Below are 24,933 nucleotides of genomic sequence, written 5' to 3' on the forward strand. Positions count from 1 at the left end.
GCCGACAGCCTCCCTCACGAGAAGAGCTCGATCACCGGGCGGACCGAGTTGACCGCCAGGTACAGGGTCAGCAGCCAGGCGACCCAGCCGATGGCCAGCAGCCAGCGCGGATAGCGGTAGCCGCCCAGCAGGTCGGTGCGCCGGGTGGCCACCCACAGGAGCACCGCGATGCCGATCGGCAGCAGCAACCCGTTGAACGCGCCGGCGAAGACCAGCAGCGTGGTGGGGGCAGCGCCGATGAGCACGAACGCCAGCGTGGTGACGGCGATGAAGCCGCACACCAGCAACGTGCGGGTGCGGTCGCTGGTCCTCGTCCGGGACGTCACGAACGACACCGAGGTGTACGAGGCGCCGATCACGCTGGTGATCGACGCGGCCCACAGCACGATGCCGAAGACCCGCAGCCCCACCTCGCCGGCGGCCGCACCGAACGCCGAGGCCGCCTGGCTGTTCGGGTCCAGCGCCGCCCCGCCGGCGACCACGCCGAGGATGGCCAGGAAGAGCACGACCCGCATCACCGCGGTGATCAGGATGCCGGTGATCGATCCCCGGGTGATGTCGCGGACGTGCTCCGGGCCGGTCACCCCGGAGTCGAGCAGCCGGTGTGCCCCGGCGTAGACGATGTAGCCGCCGATGGTTCCGCCGACCAGCGTGGTGATCGCGAGGGTGTCGACCTGCTCGGGGAGCACGACGTTCCGCAGCGCCTGCCCGACCGGCGGGCCAGAGGTGACCGCGATGTAGGTGGTCAGCGCGATCATGACCAGGCCTAGGACGACAACGATCCGGTCGACGGCGACCCCGGCCTTCTTGCTCAGGAAGATGCCGATGGCGATCAGCGCGGAGATCGCCCCGCCGATCTTCGGGTCCAGGCCGAACATCGCGTCGGTGCCCAGGCCGGCGCCGCTGACGTTGCCGATGTTGAACACCAGCCCGCCGATGAGCAGGAAGGCGGCCATCACCCAGCCGAGGCCCGGGGCGACCAGGTTGCCCAGCTCCTGGGCGCGCCGTCCGGAGACCCCGATGACCCGCCAGACGTTCAGTTGCAGGGCGATGTCGAGGAGGATCGAGATGACGATCGCGAAGGCGAACGCGGCTCCGAGCTGGACGGTGAACGTCGTCGTCTGGGTGATGAACCCCGGGCCGATGGCCGAGGTGGCCATCAGGAACATCGCGCCCAGCAGGGTCGACCGCGTGCTGGTGGTCAGCTTGCCGTCGGGCTGGGGGCCCGCCGGCGGGACGCCGGTCTGCTGAGGGCCGTCGGGCTCGTGTGCCATGCCTGCTCCCGGGTGGGTTGGGTGGGGTCTGCCCGCGTCGGCGGTGGGAGTCACCCGAGGGAGGTGCTCCTGGCGGACGAATCTAGAGAGTTGTTCAACAATCCCTCAAGAGGATCGGCGCACGAGTAACTGCCCCGACCCGCGGCGGCGGAGCAGGATGGCGGTATGGCAGCGTTCCCCGAGCCGCCGGCCCACGCCGGCTGGCTGCGCACCGTGGCCGCCGAGGTGCGCACCTTCGACCGCTCGAGCACCGCGGAGCGGGTCGCCGAGTTGCTGCGCCACCGGGTGATCGAGGGGGACCTGCCGCCGGGGACCCGGTTGTCGGAGGAGCAGCTGGTCGAGGTGCTGCACGTGTCCCGGAACACGCTGCGCGAGGCGTTCCGGCTGCTCACACACGAGGGGTTGCTCGTGCACCGGCTGCACCGCGGCGTCTTCGTGCCCGAACTCGACGAGGACGACCTGGTCGACCTCTACCGGCTGCGGCGGACGATCGAGTGCGACGTCGTCCGGCGGCTCGAACGGTTGGACCCGGTGCGGCTGCGGCCGCTGCACGACGATGTTGCCGCCGGTGAGGACGCCGCCCGTCGCGGTGACTGGGTCGCCGTCGGCACGGCGAACATGCGCTTCCACCAGCACTTGGTCGCCCTGGCCGACAGCGCACGGATCGACGAGACCGCGGCGCGGCTGCTGGCCGAGCTCCGGCTGGCCTTCCACACCGTGGCCGCCCCGCAGCGGCTCTACGCGCCCTACGTCAGCCGCAACCGCACGCTGCTCGACCTGCTCGTCACCGGGGAGACCGACCGGGCGGCCAAGGAGCTCGAGGTCTACCTGCACGACTCCGAGGCCCAACTGGTGCAGGCCTACCGCAAACGTCCAAGGAGGAACCCGTGACCGCTCCTGCCCTCGTCCCCGCCGCCGATCCCGGCGATGCCCGGGGGCAGTACCGGGCCGGGCTGGCCGTGCCCTCGTCGGGCTGGGCGCCCGGGTTCACGCAGGCCAACCTGGTGGTGCTGCCCCGGGACTGGGCCTGGGACATGCTGCTGTTCGGCCAGCGCAACCCGCAGCCGGTCCCGCTGCTGGACGTCACCGACGCCGGCTCTCCCCGCACCGTGCTCGCGCCGGACGCCGACCTGCGGACCGACCTGCCCCGGTACCGGGTCTGGCGGGACGGGAAGCTCAGCGACGAGCCGACCGACGTCTGTGACCTGTGGACCGACGACCTGGTCGCCTTCCTGATCGGGTGCAGCTTCAGCTTCGAGGCCGCGCTGCTGGCCGCCGGCGTCCCGGTGCGCAACATCGAGCAGGGGCGCAACGTCTCGATGTACCGGACGAACCGGGAGTGCCGTTCGGCCGGGCGGCTGTCCGGGCCGCTGGTCGTGTCGATGCGGCCGGTCCCGGGTGAGCTGGTGGCCACAGCGGTGCAGGTGACCGGCCGCATGCCGCAGGTCCACGGGGCGCCGGTGCAGGTCGGCTCGCCGTCCGCGCTGGGCATCGACCTGTCCCGGCCGGATTTCGGCGACCCGGTCGAGTTCGCCGAGGGCGACGTCCCGGTGTTCTGGGCCTGCGGGGTCACCCCGCAGGCGGCTCTGATGGCGTCCCGCCCGCCATTCGCGATCACCCACGCGCCGGGGCACATGTTCATCACCGACGTCCCGGACGCCGTCTACCGCCAGCCCTGAACCGGCGCTCCGCCCTGCTCAGCCGCCGGTCCGGCCGATCAGCTCCGCGGCCCGCTGCGCGGTGCCCACCGCGGTGGGCACCCCGCGGGCGGCGGATTCTCCTGCCACCTCGGCGAACTTCACCGCGTGTTCGTCGCCTGACCGCACTGCGGCCTCGGTCGCCTCCGCCGGGTCCAGCCCGGACGGCGGCTCGGGCAGCGCGCCGGCCGGCCGGTACGCGGCGGTGATCGCCGCCGACGTCACCCACGCGGCCCGGAACGTCGGCGGCCACAGGTCCAGGGGGAGGGACGGCAGCACGAGGGCGGCGGCGCGGGGCGCGGTGGCCGCGTGCACCAGCATCACCGGGCTGCCGTGCGCCCACCGGCCGTATCGGACGACGGCGGCGTCGACCAGCGCGTCCAGCGCCGCCGGGACCTCCGCGGCTGGGACAGGGGCCAGCCCGGCGAGCGCCGGTGCCCAGTCCGGCCGCGCACCCAGGTCGGCCAGCCGCCGGCGGACGTCGCCGATGCCACCCAGGACGGGGAGCGCGTCGAGCGCCGGACCGGGCGCTCGCGCGCCCCGGGGCGGCATGTCGCCGGGCACCGGCTGCCAGCGGGCGGCCCAGTAGCCGAGCGCCTGGGCCAGCTCGGACACCCTGGGTGCCGTCTCCTCCTCCCGCAGAGCGCGCACCGCGTGGCCGGTCCGGATCAGCCCGTGGGTGGCCGCGGCCACCGCGCCCGGGAGCAGCCGGGGCCACCAGGTGGCCAGCACATCCGGCCACGGCCGCTCGGCCAGCTCGCGGTCGAAGAAGGCCAGCCAGTCGCCGAGCCGCGAGGCGTCGCCGAGCACCTCCGGCCAGGACCCCGCGCTGATCGGACAGCGTGCTGTCGGTGCGTCCTCCAGCCGTTCGAGGTACCGGTCGACCCAGCGGTGCACGTGCACCTCACTGTCCGGACCCAGCCGCAGGAGGGCGTCCGCGGCCATCGGCCCGTGGTTGGACAGCCATCCGTCGAACTCCGGGCCGGTGCGGCGCAGCCGCTCGTACACCTCGTCCAGCAGTCCGCCCATGCGACGACCTCAACAGCTCAGGTGGACTTGAGGTCAAGGGCCGCCACGGACGAGACTGCCGGGATGGACCGTGAGCTGACCATCGGCGAGGTCGCCCGGCGGACCGGGCTGTCGGTGCCGACCGTGCGGTACTACGAGTCCCGGGGACTGCTGAGCGCGCGGCGCACGCCGGGCAACCAGCGCCGCTACGACCGGTCGGTGCTGCGCCGGCTGGCGGTTGTCACGGCCGCCGCCCGGGTCGGGCTGCCGCTGGCCGAGGTGGCCGCCGCCTTCGCCGAGCTGCCGGCGGACCGGGCGCCGGACCGGGCGGACTGGTTCCGGCTGTCCGCCGGCTGGCGACGGCGGGTGGACGAGCGGATCGCCGAGCTCGAGGCTCTCCGGGGGAACCTGGACGGCTGCATCGGCTGCGGGTGCCTGTCCCTGGACCGCTGCGCGTTGTTCAACCCCGGCGACGAGGCGACCGCCGAGGGCACCGAGTCCCGGTGGGTGCGCCGGGCCCGGTCGGCCGCAGCGACGCCGGGACGGCGGGCTCCGTGATGGCCGCCGTTCCGGCGTCGCTGCCCGCCGTCGTCGCCCGGCTGCGCGCGGCCGGGTGCGTGTTCGCCGAGGAGGAGGCGGAGCTGCTGGCTGCTGCTGCGGGAACGCCGGCGGAACTCGCGGCGCTGGTCCAGCGCCGGGTCGCCGGGCTGCCGCTGGAGCAGGTTCTCGGCTGGGCGGCGTTCTGCGGGCTGCGGATCGCAGTCGAGGCGGGGGTGTTCGTGCCCCGGCGCCGCACCGGGTTCCTCGTCGAGCAGGCCGCCGCGGTGGCCCCGCCGCACCCGGTGGTGGTCGACCTCTGCTGCGGCACCGGCGCGGTCGGGGCGGCCCTGGCGGCCCGGCTGGACGGCGTCGAGCTGTACGCGGCCGACGTCGACCCGGTCGCCGTCCGGTGCGCCCGGCGGAACGTCCCGGCCGGTGTCGGCCGGGTGCTCGAGGGTGACCTGGACGCGCCGCTGCCGCGGTCGCTGCTCGGCCGGGTCGACGTCCTGGTGGCCAACGCGCCGTACGTGCCGACCGACGCGATCGCGACCATGCCGCCGGAGGCGCGGGACCACGAGGCCAGGGTCGCCCTGGACGGCGGCGTCGACGGGCTGGACGTGCAACGCCGGGTGGCGACCGCGGCGCCGCGCTGGCTCACGGCGGGTGGGTCGCTGCTGATCGAGACCAGCGAGCGTCAGGCGCCTGGGACGGCAGCGGCGGTGACCGCCGCCGGGCTCGTCGCCCGGGTGGCGCGGTCGGCGGAGGTGGACGGCACGGTGGTCATCGGGACGCGGCCGGGAAGGTGAAGAGACGGAGTTCGGGTCGGCGGCCGTCCGGCGTCGTCCAGCTCGCCGTCCGCGTCCCGACCTGCTCCCAGCCCAGCCGTTGGTAAAGGGCCAGGGCCGGGCCCGCGTCGGCCACCACGTCCAGCACGAGCCGGCGGTCGAGCTCGGCCGAGGCAGCGGTCGCCGGGGCCAGCAGCGCTCGGGCGCCGCCGGAGCGCTGCTCGGCCGGGTCGACGAAGAGCCGGGTCACCGCGGCCAGCTGGTCCAAGGGCCGGCCGGTCGCGGCCGGGAAGACCGGGTCGACGTCGGCGGTGATCGCGACGTGACCCAACACGGACCCACCATCATCGGACGCACCCCGCCGGACCACCCAGGCGGCGAGCAGGCCCGGCGGGTCGAGCCAGGCCTCGGGATCCGCCGGCCACACCGACGGGTAGCCGGCGGCCACATGCACCCGGGTCAGCGTCTCGACGCACGCCGGCAGGTCGTCCGGGCGCCGACCGTGGATGCACCCGATGCCGGTCGGAGCGCTGCTCATGGACGCTGTTCCTACCCGACGCCGCATGAGCCGGCTGCGCCGCGCCGGTCAGGCCTCGCGCGCAGCACGGGCCGGCTGGGCCGCGCGGGTCAGGGTGCTCAGGACCGCAGGGACAGGAGGGGGGAGAAGTGCTGCACGGTGGGAACGGCTCGTAGAAGGAGTGCAGCAGGGCCCGCCAGCGCTCGTACTCCACCGAGCTGCGGAAACCCACGGTGTGGTCCTCGAGGGTGTCCCAGGCGACCAGCAGCAGGTAGGTGTCCGCTTGCTCCGCGGACGCCGACAGGATCAGCGACTGGAAGCCGGGCATCCCGGAGATCAGCCCGGTGGCCTCATGGAAGGCCGCCTCGAAGTCCGGTTGCCGTTCCGGCCGCACGGTCAGGAGCGCGTGTTCGAGGATCACGCGGCGGGAGCGTAGGGGGTACCCCGGACAAGTGGACGGCTTGCCCCTGCGGGCATGTTGCTCGCGGCGCCAGCTCAGCCCGCGATGCCCACGGCGAGGCGGGGTGTGCCAACCGCACCGCCGAACCGAGCCAGGCTCGCTCGTCCGCCGTCGGTCGGGGGACGACATGGTCATAGTCGATCTTGTCCCTCCCCCGCCGGCGCGGCGGCCTTCCACAACAGCTGAACGCCTCGCGCGACACAGGGCACGCGCCCGGAGTGCCAGGTCACCCCCCGGACGGGTCGACGGACCCGGGGGTCGCGCCGGTACGTCCAGTTGCCGCCGGCGACGTCCTCCAGGTTCGCCTGCAGCAGCCAGGCACCCCTACCGGGCGCGCGGGCCCAGAGGCTGTCCACGGTGTCGTCCACCTCCATCGACGCGGCGGGGGAGTGGTCCCCGTCGCGGGCCATCCAGACCTCCAGCCGCCCAGCGATGGCGTCGTAGACCACCGGGCAGTCCGAGCGGACGACGGTGACGTCGATGTCACCGTGCGGCCGGCTGTCGAAGCCGAGGAACTGGTCGATGGCGAAGCCGCCGGACAACCACCACGACGCGGGCAGGCCGGTGACCTTCCGGACGACGTCGGTCACGCCGATCGGGCCCAGTCGCGCTCGCTGGCCACGTACCGCACAGGCAGATCCCGACCCGAGAGGTACCGACCCGCCCGGCGCCTGCCGATGAGCAGCCTGTGACCCGTCAGGACCTTTCGCAGGGCTCGCCGAGGAGCCCCCGCTGGTTCGACCCTACGCACCAGGCCGACATCTCGGCGGCCCTCGACAGCCAGCTCGCCGCCGGTGTGCCCGAGCGCGGCCCGTTCACCCCGCGTCCCGAACGCGTCCGTGAGCTGGCCGAGCTCGCCACGGCGAGCACCCTCCCGGCACGGGCTGCGCTGCTCCGCTGGGGCGCGCTGCCGGCGTCGGTGCGCAGCCACCTGCTGACCAGCTGGTACGGCGCCGCGGTCCGCCGGAGCTCCGCGGCCTGACCCGCGCGTCCGCTCAGTCCTCCTCGGGCGGGGCGAACCGCGCCAGGGCGTCCACCGACGGGCAGGTGTAGTACGCACCCGTCAGCGGGGTCAGGAAGCCGGTCAGCCCGTCACGGACGCCGTCGGTCGCGCCGGCCATCCGGCGCAGCATCTCGGCCATCCGCCACTGGTCGCGGGCGAAGCCGACGAACGCCGTCCCGTGGTCGGTGACCCCGCCGTAGGCGACGTTGCGCCGGAAGATCTGCCGCTCCTCGCCGTCCACCTCCACGGTGGTGCGGGCGACGTGCGCGCTGGGCAGCATCTCGTCGTCGTCCAGCTCGATGCTGTCGGCCTTGGTGCGTCCCATCATCTGTTCCTGCCCGTGCTCCCCGAGCGACTCCCAGGTCGCGGTGTCGTGCCGCCAGACCTGGAACAGCACGATGCTCGCCCCGGCGCCGGGCTCGCCGTCCGGAACGGCGGCCACCTGCGCGGCCGAGAGCAGCGACGGGTTCTCGGTACCGTCGATGAAGCCGGTCAGGTCGCGGTCGTGCCGGTACAGCCAGCCGGTCACCTCGGCACCGACCCGGGCGGTGCCGGCCAGCTCGGCGAGGACCACGCGGGCGTTGTCGAACACCGCCGTCCGGTTCCCGCCGGCTATCCACACCCACGCGTCGTGCTGGGTGGCCGGCATCCGGTACTGCCCGGCGCCGACCAGGTCCTCGGTCCAGCTCGCCGCGTCGGCCGGGGCGTCCGCCGGTGCGACCTCGGCCCACAGCTCAGGGCGGAACCCCACCACCAGGTTGACCCCACCGGTGGAGGACAGCGGGCCGGTGAGCCCGGCGATGCCGCGCACCAGCTGCTCGGCCCCGGCGCCGGGTGCGAGGTCCAGCTCCAGGTAGCAGTGCTCGGGGGTGCCGAGGGCGAAGATGCCGGGCTGCGTCATCGTCACTGCGTCGGCGGTTCGTCCTTGCCCGACTCCTCGAGCTCGTCGGCGATCTCCTTGGTCTCGTGCACGGCCTTGTCGGCGTGCTCGGGCGGCCCGTAGACCGTGTAGAGCACCAGCGGGTTGACCCCCGTGTTGAGGAAGTTGTGTTTCTTACCGGCCGGGACAACGACCAGATCGCCCTGGGCGACGTTCTTCTTCTGGCCCCCGACGACGGCCTGGCCGGTGCCGCTGACGAAGGTGAGGATCTGATCGGTGTCCTCGTGGACCTCCTCGCCGATCTCACCGCCCGGCGGGATGGTCATGATGACCAGCTGGGTGTGCTCGCCGGTCCAGAGCACCCGACGGAAGTCGGCGCTCTCCTCGGCGACGGTCGCGATCGTGAAGTGCTCCACGGATGTCCACCCTCTCGTGTCTGCGTCGACGGGGTCGGCGCTCAGTCCCTCGCCGCCTACCCGCGTCCGGAGTCGATCACGCACCGGATGATGCGGGGGTCGCCGGCGCCCCCATTGCGTAGGCCGCGGCCACCGTCGACCGGTCGAACACTCGCCAGGTGGTCGCCGCGACCCCGACCGCGACTGCGAAGCCGACCCAGTACGGGGCGGTGAGCCCGAACGCGCCGGCCAGCACGCCGCCGAGCAGGGCGCCGACGCAGTTGCCGCCGGCGGCGAGGAAGAGAGTGGTGCTGCCCACCCGCCCGAGCATCTCCGGCGGGGTGAGCCGCTGGCGGAGCGAGCTGGCCACGATGCCCCACAGCGCGCCGTGCACCCCGAAGGCGACGAACACCGCCCCCACCAGGACGGCGCTGCGCGTGGTGGCCAGCACCAGGTGGGTGGCGGCCTCGATGATCAGGCCGATCCGGATGGTCCACGTGGCTGACAGCGCGGCGATGACCCGGTCTCCGGCGACCGCGCCCAGCAGGCCGCCGACCGCCATGGCGGTGAACAGCAGCCCGTAGCCCACCGAGCCCAGGCCCAGCCGGTCGCGGGCCAGCAGCACCAGCACTGCGGTCGCCGCCGTCAGTGTCACGTTGAGCAGGCCGATCAACACCGCCATGGTGCGCAACAGCCGCTGGCCGGCCAGCCACCGGAAGCCCTCGGCGACGTCGGCCCACAGCGCCCGCAGCCACGGGCCGCCCCCCGCTGCCGGGACGGCGGTGGGGACGCCGGTGCGCCCGTCGCGGACCGGCACCCGGTAGGTCCCGCCGATCAGCGTGAGCAGCAGGGCGCTGGCCGCGTAGGTGCCGGCGTTCACCGCGAACGGGATGCTCGCCGCCACGACGAACAGGAAGCCGCCCAGCGGCCCGGCGACCATCTGCTGCATCAGCATCGTGCCGCCGAACAACCAGCCGTTCGCCCGCTCGAGCAGGACGGCGGGCACCACGGCGGGGACCAGCGCCTGGCTCGCCGAGCGGAACACCACCTCGCCGGTGGCCACCACGAACAGCACGATGAACAGGAGCGCCGTGCTGGCCCGCCCCGCCGCGACGGCAGCGGCCAGCACCACGAGCGCGGCGACGCGCGCCCAGTCGATGGCCAGCATCAGCCGGCGGCGGTCCACCCGGTCGACCAGGACGCCGCCGGGCAGGGCGAACAGCAGCCACGGCAACCAGCCGACCGCGGTGGCCGCGGACACCAGCAGCGGGTCGTCGGTGCGGGTGGCCACCAGGAGGGGAGTGGCGACCGCGGCGAGCCCGCTGCCCAGCGCCGAGGTCGTGCTCGCCGCCCACAGGCGCAGGAAGCTGCCCCCGAGGCGTCCGTCGTTCCCGTCCGCCACGGCCGCGGAAGCTACCAGTGGAGCCGGAACTCCCCGGTCCGCCGCCCGGCAGGAGAGGATGAGCAGCGTGAGCGACGGCGCAACGGACCAGGGGACGGGCGCGGCGATGGGCGAAACGGAGGGGCGGACGGGGCCGGGCACCGGCGGGCCGGCGGGTCGCGCCGAGGTGGTCGCCGCCGAGCTCGGCCAGGTCCCGCTCGATGAGGGCGTGGACGACAGTGACGTGTCGATCCGGGCGGAGGTCGGCGGCGGTGTCGTCGTCGGGCACGACGGCTCCAGCTGTTCGAGCGAGGCACTGGTGTGGGCGGCGCGGCTGGCCGAACGCGCGGACTGGCGGCTACACGTGGTGCGGTCCTGGCGGATGACCTCCGCCCCCCGGCCGCCGACGTGGCGGGTGGGCTACGTCCCGCCGATGGCCGACTACGAGCAGGCCGTCCTCGACGACCTGCGGTCGGACGTGGCCGCGGCGCTGGGCCCCGACCGGGCCGCTTCGGTCATCTGCCACGCGGTGCACGCCGCGCCGGTGCGGGCGCTGATCGAGGCCGGGAGGGGCGCCGAGCTGGTCGTCGTCGGCTCCCGCGGCCGGGGCGGCTTCAGCGGCCTGCTGCTCGGCTCGGTGACCGACCAGGTCGTGCACCACTCGCCGTGCCCGGTGACCGTCGTCCGGACCGCACGCAAGCACTGAGCGAGAGGACTGACCTCCCGGCCGGGCGGGCAGACTGGGCCGGTGCCGTGCCTCCCCGACGTCCCGGCGTCCTTCCTCGTCGCCCACACCCGGCTGACCTGCCCGCCGCTGGTGCCGGAGGTCCAGCTGCACGTGGCCGACGACGTGGTGGCGCTGTGGGAGGCGATGGAGACCGAGGGCGTCGGCGCGGGAGACGCCCCGCCGTTCTGGGCGGCTGCCTGGCCCGGTGGGCAGGCGCTGGCCCGGTACCTGCTCGACTCCCCGGCGACGGTGGCCGGCCGCCGGGTGCTGGACCTGGGGTCGGGCAGCGGCCTGGTCGCGGTGGCCGCGCGGCTGGCCGGCGCGACCTCGGTGCTGGCCAGTGACGTCGACCCCTGCTCGCACACCGCGATCCGGGTCAACGCCGAGGTGAACGGGGTGTCGGGGGTCGCGGTCGTCGGCGACGTGCTCGACGGCGACCCGCCCGACGTGGACGTCGTCGTGGCCGGCGACGTCTGCTACGACCGCGACATGACCAGCCGGGTGCTGCCGTTCCTGTGGACGGCGTGGACCCGCGGGGCGACCGTCCTGCTGGGCGACCCGGGCCGCAAGTACCTGCCCGGGGAGGGCCTGGTCGCGGTGGCGACCTATGACGTCTCGGACGTCGATGAGGCGCAACCGCGGCGCACCACGGTCTGGCGGATGCCCTGACGTCCCAGCCCGACGCTGTACCGCCTCGGGGCCGTTCCACACCCGTGCACCGAAGGCAACGCGGGGCACATCACGACGAAATGTCGGTCAGAGGATTGTCACGTCCCGGTAACGGCATCTACGTTGGCTGAGTCCGGCCGGACGTCACATCCCCATCCGGGGAGCCCGCGCCGGGTGCCGCCGAGTCGCTGCGCCACCGCGCAGCGAGCCGGGGACCCACCGCAGCACTGGGGTGAATCCTGCCCGCGAGCACCGCTCGGGAGCAGGTAGGGCGTCTTCCTGCCCGAATCCGTCAGCTAACTCGGTAGGCGGCCGTTGGAAGAACGGAGAGCCGCCGCATGGCGCGCCAAGCCACCGCCGCACCACCTCGCAGCCGCCGGCGCGGAGACCGCTCCGCCCCGCTGCACACCTGACCAGGGCGCCGTCCGCGCCGGAGGCCCTCCCGCCCGCAGCATCAGCGCTGCGCAGGCCGAGGAGACGCCGCGAGCCGGACCGGCCCCGTCAGCCCGTACGCCCCGCCCTGTGCCGCCTCACCTTCGAGCGCGGCCGGACCCTGGCGCCCTCTCTCCCGGAGCACATCACTTCATGGACCACCGCACCGACCTGCTCACTGAGCCGACCGAACTGCTCGACCAGCAGTCCGTCGACGAGGCCCCGGCCGCCCGGCGCCGCCGCCGTCCGCCGTCCGGGGTGCAGCGTCCGGCGATGCTGCTCGCCGCGGCCGCCGCGGGCGCCATCCTGCTCAACGTGCTGAACGCCGGTGAGCCGGCCGCCTCGGCGGACACCGCCGCCCAGCAGCCCACCACCGTCGCCTCGCGGCTGGACCTCAGCGCGCAGTCGACCGACGCGATCGTCGACGAACAGTTGACCGACCGACTCGGTGAGCTCGCCGCCACCCGCAGCCAGCGCGAGGCCGCCCAGGATGCCGCCACGCAGGCCCAGGCCGCCGCTGACCAGGCCGCGGTCGAGGCCCAGCAGAAGGCCGAGGCGGAGGCCCAGGCCGCCGCGGACGCCGCCGCTGACGCCGCAGCCAAGGCGGAGGCGGAGGCCCAGGCCGCCGCCGAAGCGCAGGCCGCGGCCGCGGCCGCGGCCGAGAGGGAGGCGGCGGCCGCGAAGGCGGCCACCCGGTCCGAGGCGCCGGCGTCCGCGCCGGCCGCAGCCGGGCCCGCTGCGTCGTCCGGGTCGTCCGGGTCGTCCGGGTCGTCCGGGTCGTTCCAGGACTACGCGCTCGCCCAGCTCGGTGGCGACACCAGCGAGTTCAGTTGCCTGGAGAGCCTGTGGGGCAAGGAGAGCGGCTGGAACCCCACGGCGCAGGACCGCGGGAGCACCGCCTACGGCATCCCACAGTTCCTGGACTCGACCTGGGCCGGCACCGGGATCGCCAAGACCTCCGACGGGTACCGGCAGATCGACGCCGGGCTGATCTACATCGACAGCCGGTACGGCTCCCCGTGCGGCGCCTGGTCGCACTCGAAGTCCACCGGCTGGTACTGAGTCCCGGCTCCGCGGAGCTGCTCAGGGGGACCCGTCTGCTCCACCGGGTGCGCCCGTCGGCCACCATGGACTCGTGGACCACCGGCTGAGGGAGCACTGACCGTGGGCAAGCACCGGGCACGCGAGGGCGGGGCCAGCGACTTCGACGCGGCGACCAGTGCGCTTCCCGACGTCACCGGCGACTACACGGTGGACGTCGCGCACACTCGCATCGGCGTCCGGGCCCGGCACGCCATGGTCACCACGGTGCGCGGGGCGTTCACGGCGTTCACCGGGGCGGCGCACCTGAACGCCGCCCAGCCCTCGGCCAGCCGGGTGAGCCTGCGCATCGACGCGGCCAGCATCGACACCGGCAACGCCGACCGGGACGCCCACCTGCGGTCCGCGGACTTCTTCGACGTCGCGACGTACCCCGAGATCGTCTTCACCTCCACCGGCGTGGAACAGGTGGAGGACGACGTGTACCGGGTGACCGGGAACCTCACGATCCGTGGCGCGACGCAACAGGTGGCCGTCGGCTTCACCCTCACCGGCTCCGCGCTGGACCCCTTCGGCAACCTGCGGGTCGGCTTCGAGGGCGCGCTCGCGCTCCGGCGCAGCGAGTGGGAGCTGACCTGGAACGCCGCGCTGGAGACCGGCGGCGTGCTCGTCAGCGACAAGATCCAGATCGAGTTCGACGTCTCGGCCATCCGCGACGCCTGAGCATTCCGCGCCGTCGGCCCGACGGGGACCGTCCGAGATCTGCGCCACACTAGGGTGGCACTCAGTGCCACAGCAGGACGCCGCCGGACCACCCGGCGCTGCTCGAGAGCGGGAGTGTGCCGGATGGCGAATGCGTGGTTCGAGTCGGTGGCCGAGGCCCAGCGGCGGGCGAAGCGCAGGCTGCCAAAGGGCGTCTACGGCGCCCTGGTGGCCGGGTCCGAGCGCGGTCTGACCGTGGACGACAACACCGCCGCCTTCGCCGAGCTGGGCTTCGCCCCGCACACCGCGGGCCTGAGCAACGAGCGGCAGTTGGCCACCACGGTTCTGGGCCAGCAGGTGTCGATGCCGGTGCTGATCAGCCCGACCGGCGTGCAGGCCGTGCACCCGGGCGGGGAGGTCGCCGTCGCCCGCGCCGCGGCTGCGCGCGGAGTGGCCATGGGCCTGTCCTCCTTCGCCAGCAAGCCGATCGAGGACGTCGTGGCCGCCAACCCGCAGACCTTCTTCCAGATGTACTGGGTCGGCGACCGGGACGCGATGACCGCCCGGATGGAGCGGGCCCGCCGCGCCGGCGCGGTCGGCCTGATCGCCACGCTGGACTGGTCGTTCTCCTACGGCCGGGACTGGGGCAGCCCGTTCATTCCCGAGAAGATCAACTTCGAGGCGGCCCGCCGCTACGCACCGCAGGTGCTCCTCAAGCCGCGCTGGCTGCTCGACTTCGCCCGGACCGGGAAGATCCCGGACCTCACCGTGCCGAACATGGTGGCCGACCCCGGTGAGCAGGCGCCCACCTTCTTCGGCGCCTACGGCATGTGGAACGCCTCGCCGATGCCCTCCTGGGACGACGTCGCCTGGCTGCGCGAGCAGTGGGGCGGGGAGTTCATGCTCAAGGGCGTCATGCGGGTGGACGACGCGAAGCGTGCCGTCGACGCCGGGTGCACCGCCATCTCGGTGTCCAACCACGGCGGCAACAACCTCGACGGCACCCCGGCCAGCATCCGCGCGCTGCCCGCGGTCGCCGAGGCCGTCGGCGACCAGATCGAGGTGCTGCTGGACGGCGGCATCCGCCGCGGCGGCGACGTGGCCAAGGCGCTCGCCCTCGGCGCCAAGGCCGTGATGATCGGCCGCGCGTACCTGTGGGGCCTGGCCGCCAACGGCCAGGCCGGGGTGGAGAACGTGCTGGACCTGATGCGCGACGGGCTCGGCTCGGCACTGATCGGCCTGGGCCACAGCTCGATCGAACAGCTGAACCCGGGCGACCTGGTGATCCCGCCGTCCTTCGAGCGGCACCTGGGGGAAAAGGGCGCCGACGCACCCACCGTCGCACGCTCCGCGGGCAAGGGCGCCACGGCCTGACCGACGGCCCCGGACCTGACCGCAGGGGCGCCCGCAGCGGACGGCGTCTCCGCGGCCGTCCCCGAGCCGATTCAGCGCTGGTCGCGGCGCAGCGGGTGGTCGGCCGGCACCTCCACCAGCACGATCGCCACCCCGTCGGGGTCCTCGATCCACATCTCCATCAGCCCCCACGGCTCGCGCTGCGGCCCGCGGGTGACCGGCACCCCGGCGGCGCGCAGCCGTTCGTGCTCGGCGGCCACATCGCGGACCTGCAGCCACAGGACCAGACCGCGAGGCGCCGCGTCGGCGGAGCCGGTGACCTCGAGCAGGCCGTTGCCCAGGAAGAACACCACCCCCGGGTGCCCGGGCGGGCCGAACTCCCGGTACACCGCCAGACCGAGCCGGTCGCGGTAGAACGCCTGGCTGCGAACGGGGTGGGCGGTCCGCAGGAGCACCCGGCTGCTCAGCACGTCCATCCCGGCATCTTGCCGCCGCGCCGGCGGCAGCGGGGTGGGCTCAGCCGTGGAACAGTCGGCCGAGCAGGCCGCCCGCGCCGCCGAGCGTGCGCGCCGCCAGCTGCAGGATCGGGCCGCCGGGGATGCCCGGGGCGGCGCTGACGATCGGCGCCAGCTTCAACAACCCGGCCAGTTCGTGCACTTTCAGTCGCCGCTGGGCGACCGCCGCCACCGGGTTGACCCGGCCCGACGCTGCCTGCAGCAGCAGGCCCGCGGGTGCCTCGACCACGGTGCCGCGGGCCCGGCCCGGGCCGACCCGGTCGACGGTCCACCCGTCGGCGTCGGCGGCGAACGTCCACCCGCCGGCGGGGGTGAGCAGGGTGGCGCCGCCGGTGATCCCGGACGCCGCGGCCAGCGCGCCGGTCACGTCGGCCAGCGCGGCGAGCCCGGACTGCAGCACCTCGCCGGGCACGGCGGGCGCATCGATGGCGGCCAGGTCCAGGCCGTGCACGGCGAGCTCGTAGGCCTGCCCGAGGACGACGCTGAGCATCGGCAGCCGCCCGATGGTCGAGACCGTCGGGGCGGCGTCCAGCTCGGGCGGCTCGTCGGCCAGGTAGCGCGCCGTGGCGTCCCGGTTGCGGAGCAGGGCCGCCAGCACCTCGTCGCGGGAGGCGTCGCGGTGGGCCTCGGTGACCCGGGCGTTGACCGCGTCGACGTCCGGCGGGGTGCCGGTGCCACCGGCGCGGGCGGAGGCGACGAGATCGGCGAGCGCCGCGTGCTCGGGCCAGACCCCCAGGTGCACGCAGACCTCCTGCGCCCGCCAGCCCGGCAGCCGGGTCGGCCGGCTCAGGTCGACGACCGCCGCCTGCCCGCAGAAGGAGTCCCAGGCGGCGAGGACCATCCGCCCGACCTCGTCGCGCCCGGCGTCGGTCATGCCCCGGTATCGGCTCATCGACAGCCCCTACCCCGGGCGGGCAGGAGCAGGCATCCAGCTCAGCGGGACGGCGCGCCCTCCAGCAGCACCGTGCCGGCGTCGTCCCGGAGCTGGACCTCGGCGATCTCGTCCGACGTCAGGTCGGTGCTGCCGGCCACGCGGGCATCCCGGCCGGGCAGCACCTGCCACGAGGCCACGCTCTGGATGCTGTCGTCCTGCGACACCACGACCAGGTGATACGTGATCCCGGTGTCGTAGGGCCCGGTGGCCGCCGGACCGTCGTAGCGGCAGGTCATGGTGATCCGGGTGCCCCAGGCCGCCCCCTCCAGCCGCAGCTCGGCATCCACCGGCGCGTCGCCGACCACGGTCAGCGGCACGGACTCGCCCACCACGGCCGGGGACGTGGCCGAGTCGGGGCGTATCTGGTCGGTGACCACCGCCGTCCCGGTGACCAGCACGGCGGCCGCAGTCACCCCCGCCGCCGCGCCCCACACGCGGCGACGGGATCGTGCGCGACGGACGGTCGCCAGAATGCCGGGCAACACGGTCTCCGGGAGCTGCTGCGGGGTGTCCGCCGGTGCGGGCAGCCCGGGCAGCCGGGCGAGCAGCCCGGGCAGCACGGCGAGCTCGGCCACGGCGGCCGAGCAGCGCGGGCAGGTCGGCAGATGCGTCTCGAAGGCGATCCGGTCCTCCCGGCTCAGCGCGCCCAGGACGTAGGCCGCATCGTAGTGCTCGAACCGGTCCGGCCCGGTCATGCGGTCACCCCCATCTCCTGCAGCGCCAGGCGCAGCGCCCGCAGCGCGTAGTGCGCCCGGGACTTCACGGTGCCCGCCGGGATGCCGAGCACCGCGGCGGCGTCGGCCGTCGTCCGGCCCTGGTAGTAGCACTGCTCGAGCACCGCCCGGTGGTCGGGGCTGAGCCGGCTGAGCGCCTCGCCGACGATCCAGGTGTCCAGCACGGCGTCGGTCCGGTCGTCCTCACCGGTCTCCGGCCCGGTGTCCAGCGGGACGTCGCGGTCGGTGCGGTGCCGCCGCCACTCGTCGACGACGATGCGCCGGGCCACGGTGAACAGCCAGGGGCGGACCGACGCGCGCACCGAGTCGAGCACGTCGGGCGAGCGCCAGGCGCGCAGCATGGTCTCCTGCACCACGTCCTGGGCGCGGACCTGGTCGCCTCCCACCAGCGGGACGACGAAGGCCCACAGGGCAGCCGCGTGCTCGGAGTACAGCGCCCGCACCAGCGCCTCGTCCCGACCGCTCATGCCGCCTTCCCGGAGCTCGGCCTGCAGTGTGCCGCCCACCGGCTCATCATCGGGAGGTCCGCGTCGCCGCCTGTGCGGCCGCCGTTTCCGCCGACCGCTGCCGGACCGAGGTCGCCGCCAACGCCAGGAGGACGACGGTGGCCGCGACCTCGAGCACCAGCGACAGGACGGCGTGCCGGGCGCTCAGCGACTCCGAGAACCCGAAAAGCGCGACCTGTGTGCTGAACAGCAGGCCCGCCGCGGTGCCGGCGGCCAGGGCGGCGCCGGCCAGCGCGACCAGCGGGAGCAGCCGGCGGGACACCACGACGAGCGCGCCCGCGAGCAGCGCGGCGAGAACGGTGTCCAGCGCGAACAGCGGGCCGATGACCTCGATCGTCCGGTAGCCGTCCAGCCACAGACGGCCGTGCACCACAGCGATCCCCGCCAGCAGGACCGCGCCGGCCCAGCGCAGCGCCGTTCCGAGGCCGGTCACGGCTCAGCTCACCGTCAGGGTGGTGTCCATGCCCATGGCCCGGTGGTTGCCGATGGGGCAGTACACCTCGTACTCACCGGGCTGCAGGGTGACGGTCATGGTCGTGGACTCTCCGCCCTGCACGGTGTCGGAGGTCATGTCGATCCCGCCGGGGCCCTCGATGGTCAGCGAGTGGGTGGCATCGCCGGTGTTCGTCACCTCGAACGTGTACGTGCCGGCGGGAAGGGTGCTCTCGGACAGGGTGATGGAGAAGTCCGCCTCCTCCGCGGTCACGGTGGTGCCCGTGGCGTCGGAGGAGCTGCTGGAGGTGGCGGGACTGGTGTCGCCGGCGGTCGAGGAGCCGGCATCGGTAGCGGGGTCGCTGCCGCAGGCGGACAGGGTCAGCGCCAGGACGCCGGCGCTGAGCCCGGCGGCCAGCCGGGTGCGGGACAAGGTGCGCACGAGGACCTCCAGGAGTGGGTGGGCTTCCTCTTGGGACTACGGACATCCGGGCGCGCCGGTTCACCGCACCGGGGAGGTTCCTCCCGCCGGCCAGACGGCCAGCAGGGTGCGCAGGGCCGCGACCAGCGCCAGCGGCTGGTCGAGCATCGGGTGGTGACCGGCGTCGGCCAGCTCGGCGACCGGCAGACCGCCGGGCACCAGCCGGCTCATCTCGGCGGCCATGTCGGCGCTGACCAGGCCGTGCTCGCAGCGGAACAGGGTGATCGGGCGCGCGAGCTGGGGCAGCAGGTTGCGCAGCAGCAGCCGGTTGCCGAAGAACTCCGGGTCGAACTTCCAGGTCCAGCCGCCCTCGACCGTGCGCAGCGAGTCGCGCGCCACGTGCTCGCGGACGTAGGGGAGGAGCACGTCCTGCGCAGGCAGGGTGCGGAACCGTGCCACCGCCTCCTCGACCGAGGGGTACACCCGGTGCGGACGGCGCCGCTCACGCAGCCGCGCCTCGTCCGGCGCGGTGTCGTTGAGCGGGGAGTCGATGACGGCGATGCCGGACACCGCCTCCGGAGCGTCGACGCCGACGGCCACCGCCACCCAGCCGCCCATGCTGTGACCGATGACCGCGGGGCGGTCGAGCTGCTCGGCGGCGGCGACCGCCACGACCTCGCGGGCCCACAGGTGGCCGTCGTAGACTTCGCGCCGGCCGCTGTCGCCGTGCCCGGACAGGTCCAGGGCCACCACCCGGCGGCCGGGCAGCTGCGGCGCGACGTGGGTCCACCAGCCCGAGTTCGCCGCCCCGCCGTGCACCAGGACCACACCCGGCGCGCTCTCGTCGCCCCACACCCGGTAGTGCACCGGGGCGCCGTCGACGGTGACCTCGCCGTGGACGGGCCGGTCCTCCAGCGCGCGCTGGAACCACCCCGGGGCGTCGGGGGTGCTGGCCGGCGCGGTCATCGTCGCCCTCCTGGCAGGTCGGTGCGTTCCGGCGATCTTCTCCCGGGCGGTCGCGCCGTCCCGCCACCGGCACCCCGGACGGCGCGCGGAAAGGGTCGCGATGAGTTCCCGTCGGTGGGAGGGTCCTCTCCTGCAGCCGGGCCGGACCCGGACCGAGAGGAGCACCAGATGCCCAAGACGACGCCCTTCCTGTGGTTCGACGGCACCGCCGAGCAGGCAGCCGAGCACTACGTCGCGATCTTCCCCCACTCGCAGATCACGTCGGTGTCCCGCTACGGGCCGGACATGCCCTTTCCGGAGGGCAGCGCGCTGACGGTGGAATGGTCACTGGACGGGCAGCCCTACGCCGGGCTGAACGGCGGGCCGGACTACACCTTCAGCGAGGCGATCAGCTTCCAGATCGCCTGCGCCGACCAGGAGGAGGTCGACCACTACTGGACCGCACTGTCCAAGGGCGGTGAGGAGGGCCCCTGCGGCTGGCTCAAGGACAAGTTCGGCGTCTCCTGGCAGGTCGTACCCGCGCGCCTCCCCGAGCTGCTCGGCGACCCTGACCCGGGCCGGGCCCAGCGGGTGATGCAGGCGATGATGCAGATGCGCAAGATCGTCGTCGCCGATCTCGAGCGGGCCGCGGACAGCGTTCCGGCCTGAGGGGGTCAGCTGCCCTTGAGCAGTTCCTCGAACGACGGCGTGTCGGCGAACGGGTCGCTCGGCCGGGCGGTGGCCGGCCGGCCGGTGACCAGGTCGGCGAGCTCCCCGGCCGCCCGGTCGATCCGGCCGGCAAGCGCCCTGTCCGTACCGCCGCCGGCCCAGTCCTCGGCCGCGGCGAACACCCCGGTGGGGACGGCGATCAAGCGCAGGTAGGCGAACAGCGGCCGCATCGCGAACTCCACGGCCAGCGAGTGCCGCGCCGTCCCGGCCGTCGCGCCGAGCAGCACCGGCTTCCCGACCAGCGCGTCCTTGTCCAGCACGTCGAAGAACGTCTTGAACAGGCCGCTGTAGGAAGCGGAGAAGATCGGCGTGACCGCGATCAGGCCGTCTGCGCCGACAACCGTGTCCACGGCGGCCCGCAGCGACCCGTTCGGGAACCCGGTGACCAGGTTGTCCGCCAGGTCACGGGCGTGCGCCCGCAGCTCGACAACCTCGACGGTGGCGTCGTCCCCGCGGGCGCGCAGCGCCTCGACGGTGGCCGCGGTCAGCCGGTCGGCGAGCAGCCGGGTGGACGACGGGTTGCTCAGCCCGCCGCTCACCACGGCCAGGGTGCGGGTGCTCATCGACCCACCTCCGGTGCAGGAGCGGAACGGCTACGCCGTGCTGTCGAGCGCATCATCGGGTCGGCACCTCCTCGGTCGTCTCCGCCGCCTGCCGGGCCGCCTCGACCAGCGAGGCATGCGTCGGGGCCTCAGGTACGTGTGCGGGCTTCAGAGCGGCGAACTCCTTGCGGAGGACGGGGACGACCTCCTCGCCCAGCATGTCCAGCTGCTCGAGGACCGTCTTCAACGGCAGACCGGCGTGGTCGACGAGGAACAGCTGCCGCTGGTAGTCCCCGACGTAGTCGCGGAAGCCGAGGGTGCGCTCGATGACCTGCTCGGGGCTGCCGACGGTCAGCGGGGTCTCCCGGGTGAACTCCTCCAACGACGGGCCGTGGCCGTACACCGGGGCGACGTCGAAGTAGGGCCGGAACTCCCGGACGGCGTCCTGGCTGCTCTTTCGCATGAACACCTGGCCACCCAGGCCGACGATCGCCTGATCGGCGGCACCGTGGCCGTGGTGCTCGAAGCGCTGGCGGTAGAACTCCACCATCCGCTGGGTGTGCTCCTTGGGCCAGAAGATGTGGTTGGAGAAGAATCCGTCGCCGTAGTAGGCCGCCTGTTCGGCGATCTGCGGGCTGCGGATCGAGCCGTGCCACACGAAGGGCGGGACGCCGTCCAGCGGGCGGGGGGTGGCGGTGAAGCCCTGCAGCGGGGTGCGGTACTTCCCCTCCCAGTCGACGACGTCCTCACGCCACAGCCGGCGCAGCAGCGCGTAGTTCTCCACGGCCAGGTTGATCCCGTCGCGGATGTCCTTGCCGAACCACGGGTAGACGGGGCCGGTGTTGCCACGGCCCATCATCAGGTCGACGCGCCCGTCGGAGACGTGCTGCAGCATGGCGTAGTCCTCGGCGATCTTCACCGGGTCGTTGGTGGTGATCAGCGTCGTGGCCGTCGACAGCAGCAGCGACTCGGTCTTGGCGGCGATGTACCCCAGAATGGTCGTGGGGGAGGAGGGCACGAACGGCGGGTTGTGGTGCTCGCCCATCGCGAAGACGTCCAGCCCCACTTCCTCGGCCTTGAGCGCGATCGCGATCATCGCCTTGATCCGCTCGGCCTCGGAAGGCGTGCGACCGGTCGTCGGGTCAGGGGTGACGTCGCCGACGGAGAAGATCCCGAACTGCATCTCGTGCTCCTGGTGGTTGAGAGTGCAACTACTGCTCGGTGGAACAGCACCGACCCGCTGGTATTCCGAGCGGCGGCCCCGCACCGGCTCCGGCGGGGGATCCCCGCACAGAGGCCTTGCCATCGCGGGAGGGCCGGGACCACCATGGTCGTACTGTCGTTCGAAGGAGGAGCCATGACCGCTCCCGCACCTGGTGGACCAGCGGACCGGAAGCGCCAGCCGGCGGTCGAACCGGTCCTGTTCTCCGAGGCCGAGAAGCTGATGGCCCAGTGGGAGGCTCAGCACACCGTCATCGCCGCGGGCCGACGCCTCGGTGCGGTGAGCGTGCCGCAGTACGTGGCGCACACGCGCTGCAGCGAGTCCCCACCGACGGCCACCCCCGGCGGGCACCACCGGGACCGTACGCAGCGCCGGCCACCACCGGATCCCCACGTGCACCTGTCCGACCTGTGGGGGTGGCTGGCTCCGACCTCCGGCAGCGGGAGTGGTCCGGCCGACCGTCGCGGCGATCGCGGGCGCTGACGCGGCGCCCCTCCGCTCAGCAGAGGGGAGGGGCGCCGGCGTGCGGCCTGCTCCTGGCATGCTCTGAGCCTGCGAAGGGCTCGGGGAGCAGGTCCTTTCTCAGACCAGCGGGTCGACCGTCTGGTACCCGTCCACGCCGGCGGCCAGGCGGGAGAGCGCCCAGTCACCGGTCCCGAGCTGGTGGTCGATCGCGGTCAGCCGGCTGGTGTAGTGGCCGACCTTGTACTCGGCGGTCATCCCGATGCCGCCGTGCAGCTGGATGGCCTCCTTGCCGATGTGCCGGCCGGCGCGGCTGGATTGCAGCCGGGCCCGGTCGGCGGCGGTGACCACGTCCCCGTCGGCGGCGTCGGCGACCAAGGTGGCCCACAGGACGGTGCTGCGGGCCAGCTCCAGCGAGACGTACATGTCGGCCGCCCGGAAGGTGAGCGCCTGGAACTTGTTCAGCGTCACCCCGAACTGCTTACGGGTCTTCAGGTACTCCGTGGTGCTGGCCAGTGCCGCCTCCATCGCGCCGACCGCCTCGTGGCTGTAGGCGATGCTGGCGCGGGCGAGGGCCTCCTCGATCGCTCCGGTGCGATCGGCGTTCCCCTCGCCGAGCAGCGCGGCGGGGGTACCGGCGAAGGCCACCTTGGCCGCCCGGCTGCCGTCGTGGGTGCGGTACCCGAGCCGGGTGAGGCCCTCGGCGTCACCGCGCACGAGGAACAGCCGGGTGGCGCCGTCGGCGACCGCGCTGACCACCAGGAGGTCGGCGCGGGCACCGTGTGGCACTGGCTCCTTGACCCCGGTGAGCGTCCAGCCGTCACCGGCCGGGGTGGCCTGCACGTCGCGGGCTGCGGCACTCCACCGGGTGCCCGGTTCGGCGTGGGCGAACGCCAGCACGCTGGACCCCTCGGCCAGCGGGCCGAGGACCTCGCTGCGTTGCGCCGCGGTGCCGACGGCGGCCACCAGGCCGCCGGTGAGCACCACCGACTCGACGAACGGTTCCGGTGCCAGCGCCCGGCCGACCTCCTCGGCGACGATGGACACCTCCACCGGTCCGGCGCCCATGCCGCCGTCGGCCTCGGCGAAGGGCAGCCCGAGGACGCCCATCTCGGCCAGTCGGGCCCAGGTCTTCTCGTCGAAGCCCGGGTCGGCGGCGGTGACCGCGCGCCGCTGGTCGCCGCCGTAGGCGCGGGTCAGCAGGCCGTTGACGGCCTCCCGCAGGGCGACCTGCTCGTTGTCGTAGCTGTACTCCACGCCTACCTCACAACCCCAGGATCGAACCGGCGATGATGGTCCGCTGCACTTCGTTCGAGCCGCCGTAGATGGAAGCCTTGCGGTAGTTCAGGTAGTTCGGGGTGGCCACCCGCGCCCAGTCGGGCACCTCAGAGCCCTCGCCGGCGAAGGACGCCAGCGACAACGGTCCGGCGATGTCGACCAGCAGCTCGGTGGCCGCCTGCTGCAGCTCGGTGCCGCGCAGCTTGAGCACCGAGGACGCCGGGTGCGGCTTGCCGTCGGCGGAGTTGGCCACCACCCGGATCGCGGTGAGCTCCAGGGCCAGCACCTCGTTCTCCAGCTCGGCGATGCGGGCTGCCATCAACGGGTCCAGCGCCAGCGGCGCGCCGCCGGCGGTGACCTGCCGGGCGTGCTCTTTGGCCTGGGCCAGCAACCGCTTGATCATCGCGACCGGGGCGACGCCGACCCGCTCGTTGCCGAGCAGGAACTTCGCGTAGTCCCAGCCGCGGTTCTCCTCACCGACCAGGTTCTCCGCCGGGACGACGACGTCTTCGAAGAAGACCTCGTTGACCTCGTGGCCGCCGTCGATCAGCTCGATGGGCCGCAGGGTGACCCCGGGGCTGTCCATCGGGAAGAGCAGGAACGAGATGCCGCGCTGCCGTTTGTCCGCCGTGGGGTTGGTCCGCACCAGGCAGAAGATCCAGTCGGCGTGCTGACCGAGCGTCGTCCAGGTCTTCTGGCCGTTGACGACGTAGGTGTCCCCGTCGCGGACGGCGGTGGTGCGCAGCGAGGCGAGGTCGGAGCCGGCGTCGGGCTCGGAGAAGCCCTGGCACCACCAGATGTCGAGGTTCGCCGTGGCCGGCAGGAACCGCTCCTTCTGCTCCTGGTTGCCGAAGGAGGCGATGACCGGGCCCACCATGGAGGTGTTGAACGCCAGCGGCGGCGGCACGGCCGCGGCCATCATCTCCTCGTGCCAGATGTGGCGCTGCAGCGGCGTCCAGCCTCGGCCGCCCCACTCGACCGGCCAGTGCGGCACGGCCAGGCCGGCGGCGTTGAGCGCCCGCTGGCTCTCCACCAACTGGTCCTTGGACAGTTCGCGGCGCGCCGCGACCCGGTCCCGGATGGACTGCGGCACCTGGGTGGTGAAGAAGGTGCGCATCTCCTCCCGGAAGGCCTGGTCCTCGGGTGACAGGTGCAACCGCATGGAACCCCCACTTCCGACGGCTGCTCTGCCGTCTCGACGTCGTCCCCGGGACGATCCCACACCCCGTACGCGCCAGTAACTCCAGGGCGGCCGTTCCCCGGTTGGATACCAGTTCCGGTCACGCACCGTCACGGGCGGGACCGGGTGCCCCCGCAGGTGTCGCGCCCCGCCCCCGTTGGGGGGACTT

The 24,933-nt window shown here is 73.7% G+C and carries 30 protein-coding genes, 1 pseudogene and 1 riboswitch; of the genes and pseudogenes, 12 read left to right on the forward strand and 19 right to left on the reverse strand.

Annotated elements, in window-relative coordinates:
• Positions 1 to 14 precede the first annotated feature (14 nt).
• Positions 15 to 1,274, reverse strand: a complete 1,260-nt coding sequence (locus BLW04_RS06820; protein WP_091538027.1) for an NRAMP family divalent metal transporter — start codon at positions 1,272 to 1,274, stop codon at positions 15 to 17.
• A 165-nt stretch (positions 1,275 to 1,439) separates the two neighbouring features.
• Between BLW04_RS06820 and BLW04_RS06825 the strand changes: the two genes are divergently transcribed.
• Together BLW04_RS06825 and BLW04_RS06830 are read left to right on the forward strand one after the other, a co-directional pair.
• Positions 1,440 to 2,165 carry a GntR family transcriptional regulator gene (locus BLW04_RS06825; RefSeq protein WP_091538028.1) on the forward strand — a complete coding sequence of 242 codons (726 nt, stop codon included), beginning with the start codon at positions 1,440 to 1,442 and terminating at the stop codon, positions 2,163 to 2,165.
• The gene (locus BLW04_RS06830) at positions 2,162 to 2,953 is read left to right on the forward strand and encodes a putative hydro-lyase (protein ID WP_091538029.1); all 792 of its coding nucleotides are present in this window, start codon (positions 2,162 to 2,164) and stop codon (positions 2,951 to 2,953) included. The genes BLW04_RS06825 and BLW04_RS06830 overlap by 4 nt, the downstream gene beginning before the upstream one ends.
• 18 nt (positions 2,954 to 2,971) lie before the next feature.
• Here the strand turns inward: BLW04_RS06830 and BLW04_RS06835 are convergent, their stop codons facing one another.
• Positions 2,972 to 4,000, reverse strand: coding sequence for a questin oxidase family protein (locus BLW04_RS06835; protein WP_091538030.1), 1,029 nt, complete (start codon positions 3,998 to 4,000; stop codon positions 2,972 to 2,974).
• Between the two features lie 63 nt (positions 4,001 to 4,063).
• On the opposite strand from BLW04_RS06835, the gene soxR reads away from it, so the two are divergent.
• Both soxR and BLW04_RS06845 read left to right on the forward strand, forming a co-directional pair.
• Positions 4,064 to 4,537 (forward strand): redox-sensitive transcriptional activator SoxR, encoded by a 474-nt coding sequence (soxR, locus tag BLW04_RS06840; protein ID WP_091538031.1) that lies wholly within the window; start codon positions 4,064 to 4,066, stop codon positions 4,535 to 4,537.
• Positions 4,483 to 5,325: a putative protein N(5)-glutamine methyltransferase gene (locus tag BLW04_RS06845; protein ID WP_254781138.1), complete on the forward strand. Its 843-nt coding sequence runs from the start codon at positions 4,483 to 4,485 to the stop codon at positions 5,323 to 5,325. Before soxR ends, BLW04_RS06845 begins: the two co-directional genes overlap by 55 nt.
• On the opposite strand, the gene BLW04_RS06850 is transcribed toward BLW04_RS06845, so the two are convergent.
• The 3 genes and pseudogenes from BLW04_RS06850 to BLW04_RS06860 all read right to left on the reverse strand — a co-directional run bounded on the left by BLW04_RS06850 (position 5,300) and on the right by BLW04_RS06860 (position 6,871).
• Entirely contained in the window at positions 5,300 to 5,842 is a 543-nt protein-coding gene (locus BLW04_RS06850; RefSeq protein ID WP_254781139.1) for a GNAT family N-acetyltransferase, read from the reverse strand. The two genes, BLW04_RS06845 and BLW04_RS06850, sit on opposite strands and share 26 nt — an antisense overlap.
• Before the next feature lie 181 nt (positions 5,843 to 6,023).
• Positions 6,024 to 6,416: pseudogene (locus BLW04_RS28170) on the reverse strand (antibiotic biosynthesis monooxygenase); the annotation flags it as partial.
• Positions 6,413 to 6,871 carry a nucleotidyltransferase domain-containing protein gene (locus BLW04_RS06860; protein WP_091538032.1) on the reverse strand — a complete coding sequence of 153 codons (459 nt, stop codon included), beginning with the start codon at positions 6,869 to 6,871 and terminating at the stop codon, positions 6,413 to 6,415. The gene BLW04_RS06860 and the pseudogene BLW04_RS28170, both read right to left, overlap by 4 nt.
• Before the next feature lie 98 nt (positions 6,872 to 6,969).
• Here BLW04_RS06860 and BLW04_RS06865 point away from each other — a divergent pair, with 98 nt between their 5' ends.
• Positions 6,970 to 7,263, forward strand: coding sequence for a hypothetical protein (locus BLW04_RS06865; protein WP_091538033.1), 294 nt, complete (start codon positions 6,970 to 6,972; stop codon positions 7,261 to 7,263).
• A 13-nt stretch (positions 7,264 to 7,276) separates the two neighbouring features.
• Here the strand turns inward: BLW04_RS06865 and BLW04_RS06870 are convergent, their stop codons facing one another.
• The 3 genes from BLW04_RS06870 to BLW04_RS06880 all read right to left on the reverse strand — a co-directional run bounded on the left by BLW04_RS06870 (position 7,277) and on the right by BLW04_RS06880 (position 9,961).
• The gene (locus BLW04_RS06870) at positions 7,277 to 8,185 is read right to left on the reverse strand and encodes a Dyp-type peroxidase (RefSeq protein WP_091538034.1); all 909 of its coding nucleotides are present in this window, start codon (positions 8,183 to 8,185) and stop codon (positions 7,277 to 7,279) included.
• Between the two features lie 2 nt (positions 8,186 to 8,187).
• On the reverse strand, positions 8,188 to 8,580 hold the full coding sequence (locus tag BLW04_RS06875) for a cupin domain-containing protein (RefSeq protein ID WP_091538035.1): 393 nt from the start codon (positions 8,578 to 8,580) through the stop codon (positions 8,188 to 8,190).
• A 76-nt stretch (positions 8,581 to 8,656) separates the two neighbouring features.
• Positions 8,657 to 9,961 (reverse strand): MFS transporter, encoded by a 1,305-nt coding sequence (locus BLW04_RS06880; RefSeq protein WP_217630883.1) that lies wholly within the window; start codon positions 9,959 to 9,961, stop codon positions 8,657 to 8,659.
• 67 nt (positions 9,962 to 10,028) lie between these two features.
• Between BLW04_RS06880 and BLW04_RS06885 the strand changes: the two genes are divergently transcribed.
• From BLW04_RS06885 to mftD, 5 genes are all read left to right on the forward strand, one after another.
• Positions 10,029 to 10,646 carry a universal stress protein gene (locus tag BLW04_RS06885; RefSeq protein WP_254781140.1) on the forward strand — a complete coding sequence of 206 codons (618 nt, stop codon included), beginning with the start codon at positions 10,029 to 10,031 and terminating at the stop codon, positions 10,644 to 10,646.
• A gap of 42 nt (positions 10,647 to 10,688) precedes the next feature.
• Positions 10,689 to 11,336 carry a class I SAM-dependent methyltransferase gene (locus BLW04_RS06890; protein WP_091538036.1) on the forward strand — a complete coding sequence of 216 codons (648 nt, stop codon included), beginning with the start codon at positions 10,689 to 10,691 and terminating at the stop codon, positions 11,334 to 11,336.
• 168 nt (positions 11,337 to 11,504) lie between these two features.
• Positions 11,505 to 11,662: riboswitch (cyclic di-AMP (ydaO/yuaA leader) on the forward strand.
• 259 nt (positions 11,663 to 11,921) lie between these two features.
• Positions 11,922 to 12,830, forward strand: a complete 909-nt coding sequence (locus tag BLW04_RS06895; protein WP_254781141.1) for an aggregation-promoting factor C-terminal-like domain-containing protein — start codon at positions 11,922 to 11,924, stop codon at positions 12,828 to 12,830.
• A 102-nt stretch (positions 12,831 to 12,932) separates the two neighbouring features.
• Positions 12,933 to 13,532 (forward strand): YceI family protein, encoded by a 600-nt coding sequence (locus BLW04_RS06900; RefSeq protein ID WP_091538037.1) that lies wholly within the window; start codon positions 12,933 to 12,935, stop codon positions 13,530 to 13,532.
• A 123-nt stretch (positions 13,533 to 13,655) separates the two neighbouring features.
• Entirely contained in the window at positions 13,656 to 14,885 is a 1,230-nt protein-coding gene (mftD, locus tag BLW04_RS06905) for a pre-mycofactocin synthase MftD (protein ID WP_091538038.1), read from the forward strand.
• Between the two features lie 71 nt (positions 14,886 to 14,956).
• Here the strand turns inward: mftD and BLW04_RS06910 are convergent, their stop codons facing one another.
• The 7 genes from BLW04_RS06910 to BLW04_RS06940 are packed head-to-tail and all read right to left on the reverse strand — an operon-like array spanning position 14,957 to position 19,372.
• A complete protein-coding gene (locus tag BLW04_RS06910; protein WP_091538039.1) occupies positions 14,957 to 15,340 on the reverse strand; it encodes a VOC family protein in 384 nt (127 codons plus the stop codon).
• Between the two features lie 40 nt (positions 15,341 to 15,380).
• The gene (locus BLW04_RS06915; RefSeq protein WP_091538040.1) at positions 15,381 to 16,271 is read right to left on the reverse strand and encodes a maleylpyruvate isomerase family mycothiol-dependent enzyme; all 891 of its coding nucleotides are present in this window, start codon (positions 16,269 to 16,271) and stop codon (positions 15,381 to 15,383) included.
• 41 nt (positions 16,272 to 16,312) lie between these two features.
• Positions 16,313 to 17,008 carry an anti-sigma factor family protein gene (locus tag BLW04_RS06920; RefSeq protein ID WP_091538041.1) on the reverse strand — a complete coding sequence of 232 codons (696 nt, stop codon included), beginning with the start codon at positions 17,006 to 17,008 and terminating at the stop codon, positions 16,313 to 16,315.
• Positions 17,005 to 17,553 carry a sigma-70 family RNA polymerase sigma factor gene (locus BLW04_RS06925; RefSeq protein WP_254781142.1) on the reverse strand — a complete coding sequence of 183 codons (549 nt, stop codon included), beginning with the start codon at positions 17,551 to 17,553 and terminating at the stop codon, positions 17,005 to 17,007. Before BLW04_RS06925 ends, BLW04_RS06920 begins: the two co-directional genes overlap by 4 nt.
• A gap of 7 nt (positions 17,554 to 17,560) precedes the next feature.
• Positions 17,561 to 17,986, reverse strand: coding sequence for a hypothetical protein (locus BLW04_RS06930; RefSeq protein WP_091538042.1), 426 nt, complete (start codon positions 17,984 to 17,986; stop codon positions 17,561 to 17,563).
• A gap of 3 nt (positions 17,987 to 17,989) precedes the next feature.
• On the reverse strand, positions 17,990 to 18,427 hold the full coding sequence (locus BLW04_RS06935) for a cupredoxin domain-containing protein (RefSeq protein ID WP_175483929.1): 438 nt from the start codon (positions 18,425 to 18,427) through the stop codon (positions 17,990 to 17,992).
• Positions 18,428 to 18,487: 60 nt separating this feature from the next.
• Positions 18,488 to 19,372 carry an alpha/beta fold hydrolase gene (locus BLW04_RS06940; protein ID WP_091538044.1) on the reverse strand — a complete coding sequence of 295 codons (885 nt, stop codon included), beginning with the start codon at positions 19,370 to 19,372 and terminating at the stop codon, positions 18,488 to 18,490.
• A 168-nt stretch (positions 19,373 to 19,540) separates the two neighbouring features.
• On the opposite strand from BLW04_RS06940, the gene BLW04_RS06945 reads away from it, so the two are divergent.
• The gene (locus tag BLW04_RS06945) at positions 19,541 to 20,020 is read left to right on the forward strand and encodes a VOC family protein (protein WP_091538045.1); all 480 of its coding nucleotides are present in this window, start codon (positions 19,541 to 19,543) and stop codon (positions 20,018 to 20,020) included.
• A 5-nt stretch (positions 20,021 to 20,025) separates the two neighbouring features.
• Here BLW04_RS06945 and BLW04_RS06950 read toward each other — a convergent pair whose 3' ends face one another.
• Both BLW04_RS06950 and BLW04_RS06955 read right to left on the reverse strand, forming a co-directional pair.
• A complete protein-coding gene (locus tag BLW04_RS06950; protein WP_091538046.1) occupies positions 20,026 to 20,643 on the reverse strand; it encodes an FMN reductase in 618 nt (205 codons plus the stop codon).
• Positions 20,644 to 20,695: 52 nt separating this feature from the next.
• Positions 20,696 to 21,805, reverse strand: a complete 1,110-nt coding sequence (locus BLW04_RS06955; RefSeq protein WP_091538047.1) for an LLM class flavin-dependent oxidoreductase — start codon at positions 21,803 to 21,805, stop codon at positions 20,696 to 20,698.
• A gap of 174 nt (positions 21,806 to 21,979) precedes the next feature.
• Here BLW04_RS06955 and BLW04_RS06960 point away from each other — a divergent pair, with 174 nt between their 5' ends.
• Positions 21,980 to 22,327 (forward strand): hypothetical protein, encoded by a 348-nt coding sequence (locus tag BLW04_RS06960; protein ID WP_091538048.1) that lies wholly within the window; start codon positions 21,980 to 21,982, stop codon positions 22,325 to 22,327.
• 99 nt (positions 22,328 to 22,426) lie between these two features.
• Here BLW04_RS06960 and BLW04_RS06965 read toward each other — a convergent pair whose 3' ends face one another.
• Positions 22,427 to 23,563: an acyl-CoA dehydrogenase family protein gene (locus BLW04_RS06965; RefSeq protein WP_091538049.1), complete on the reverse strand. Its 1,137-nt coding sequence runs from the start codon at positions 23,561 to 23,563 to the stop codon at positions 22,427 to 22,429.
• 7 nt (positions 23,564 to 23,570) lie between these two features.
• Positions 23,571 to 24,746: an acyl-CoA dehydrogenase family protein gene (locus BLW04_RS06970; RefSeq protein ID WP_091538050.1), complete on the reverse strand. Its 1,176-nt coding sequence runs from the start codon at positions 24,744 to 24,746 to the stop codon at positions 23,571 to 23,573.
• Positions 24,747 to 24,933: the final 187 nt, after the last annotated feature.

This window comes from Modestobacter sp. DSM 44400, assembly GCF_900107175.1.
Taxonomy (GTDB): domain Bacteria; phylum Actinomycetota; class Actinomycetes; order Mycobacteriales; family Geodermatophilaceae; genus Modestobacter.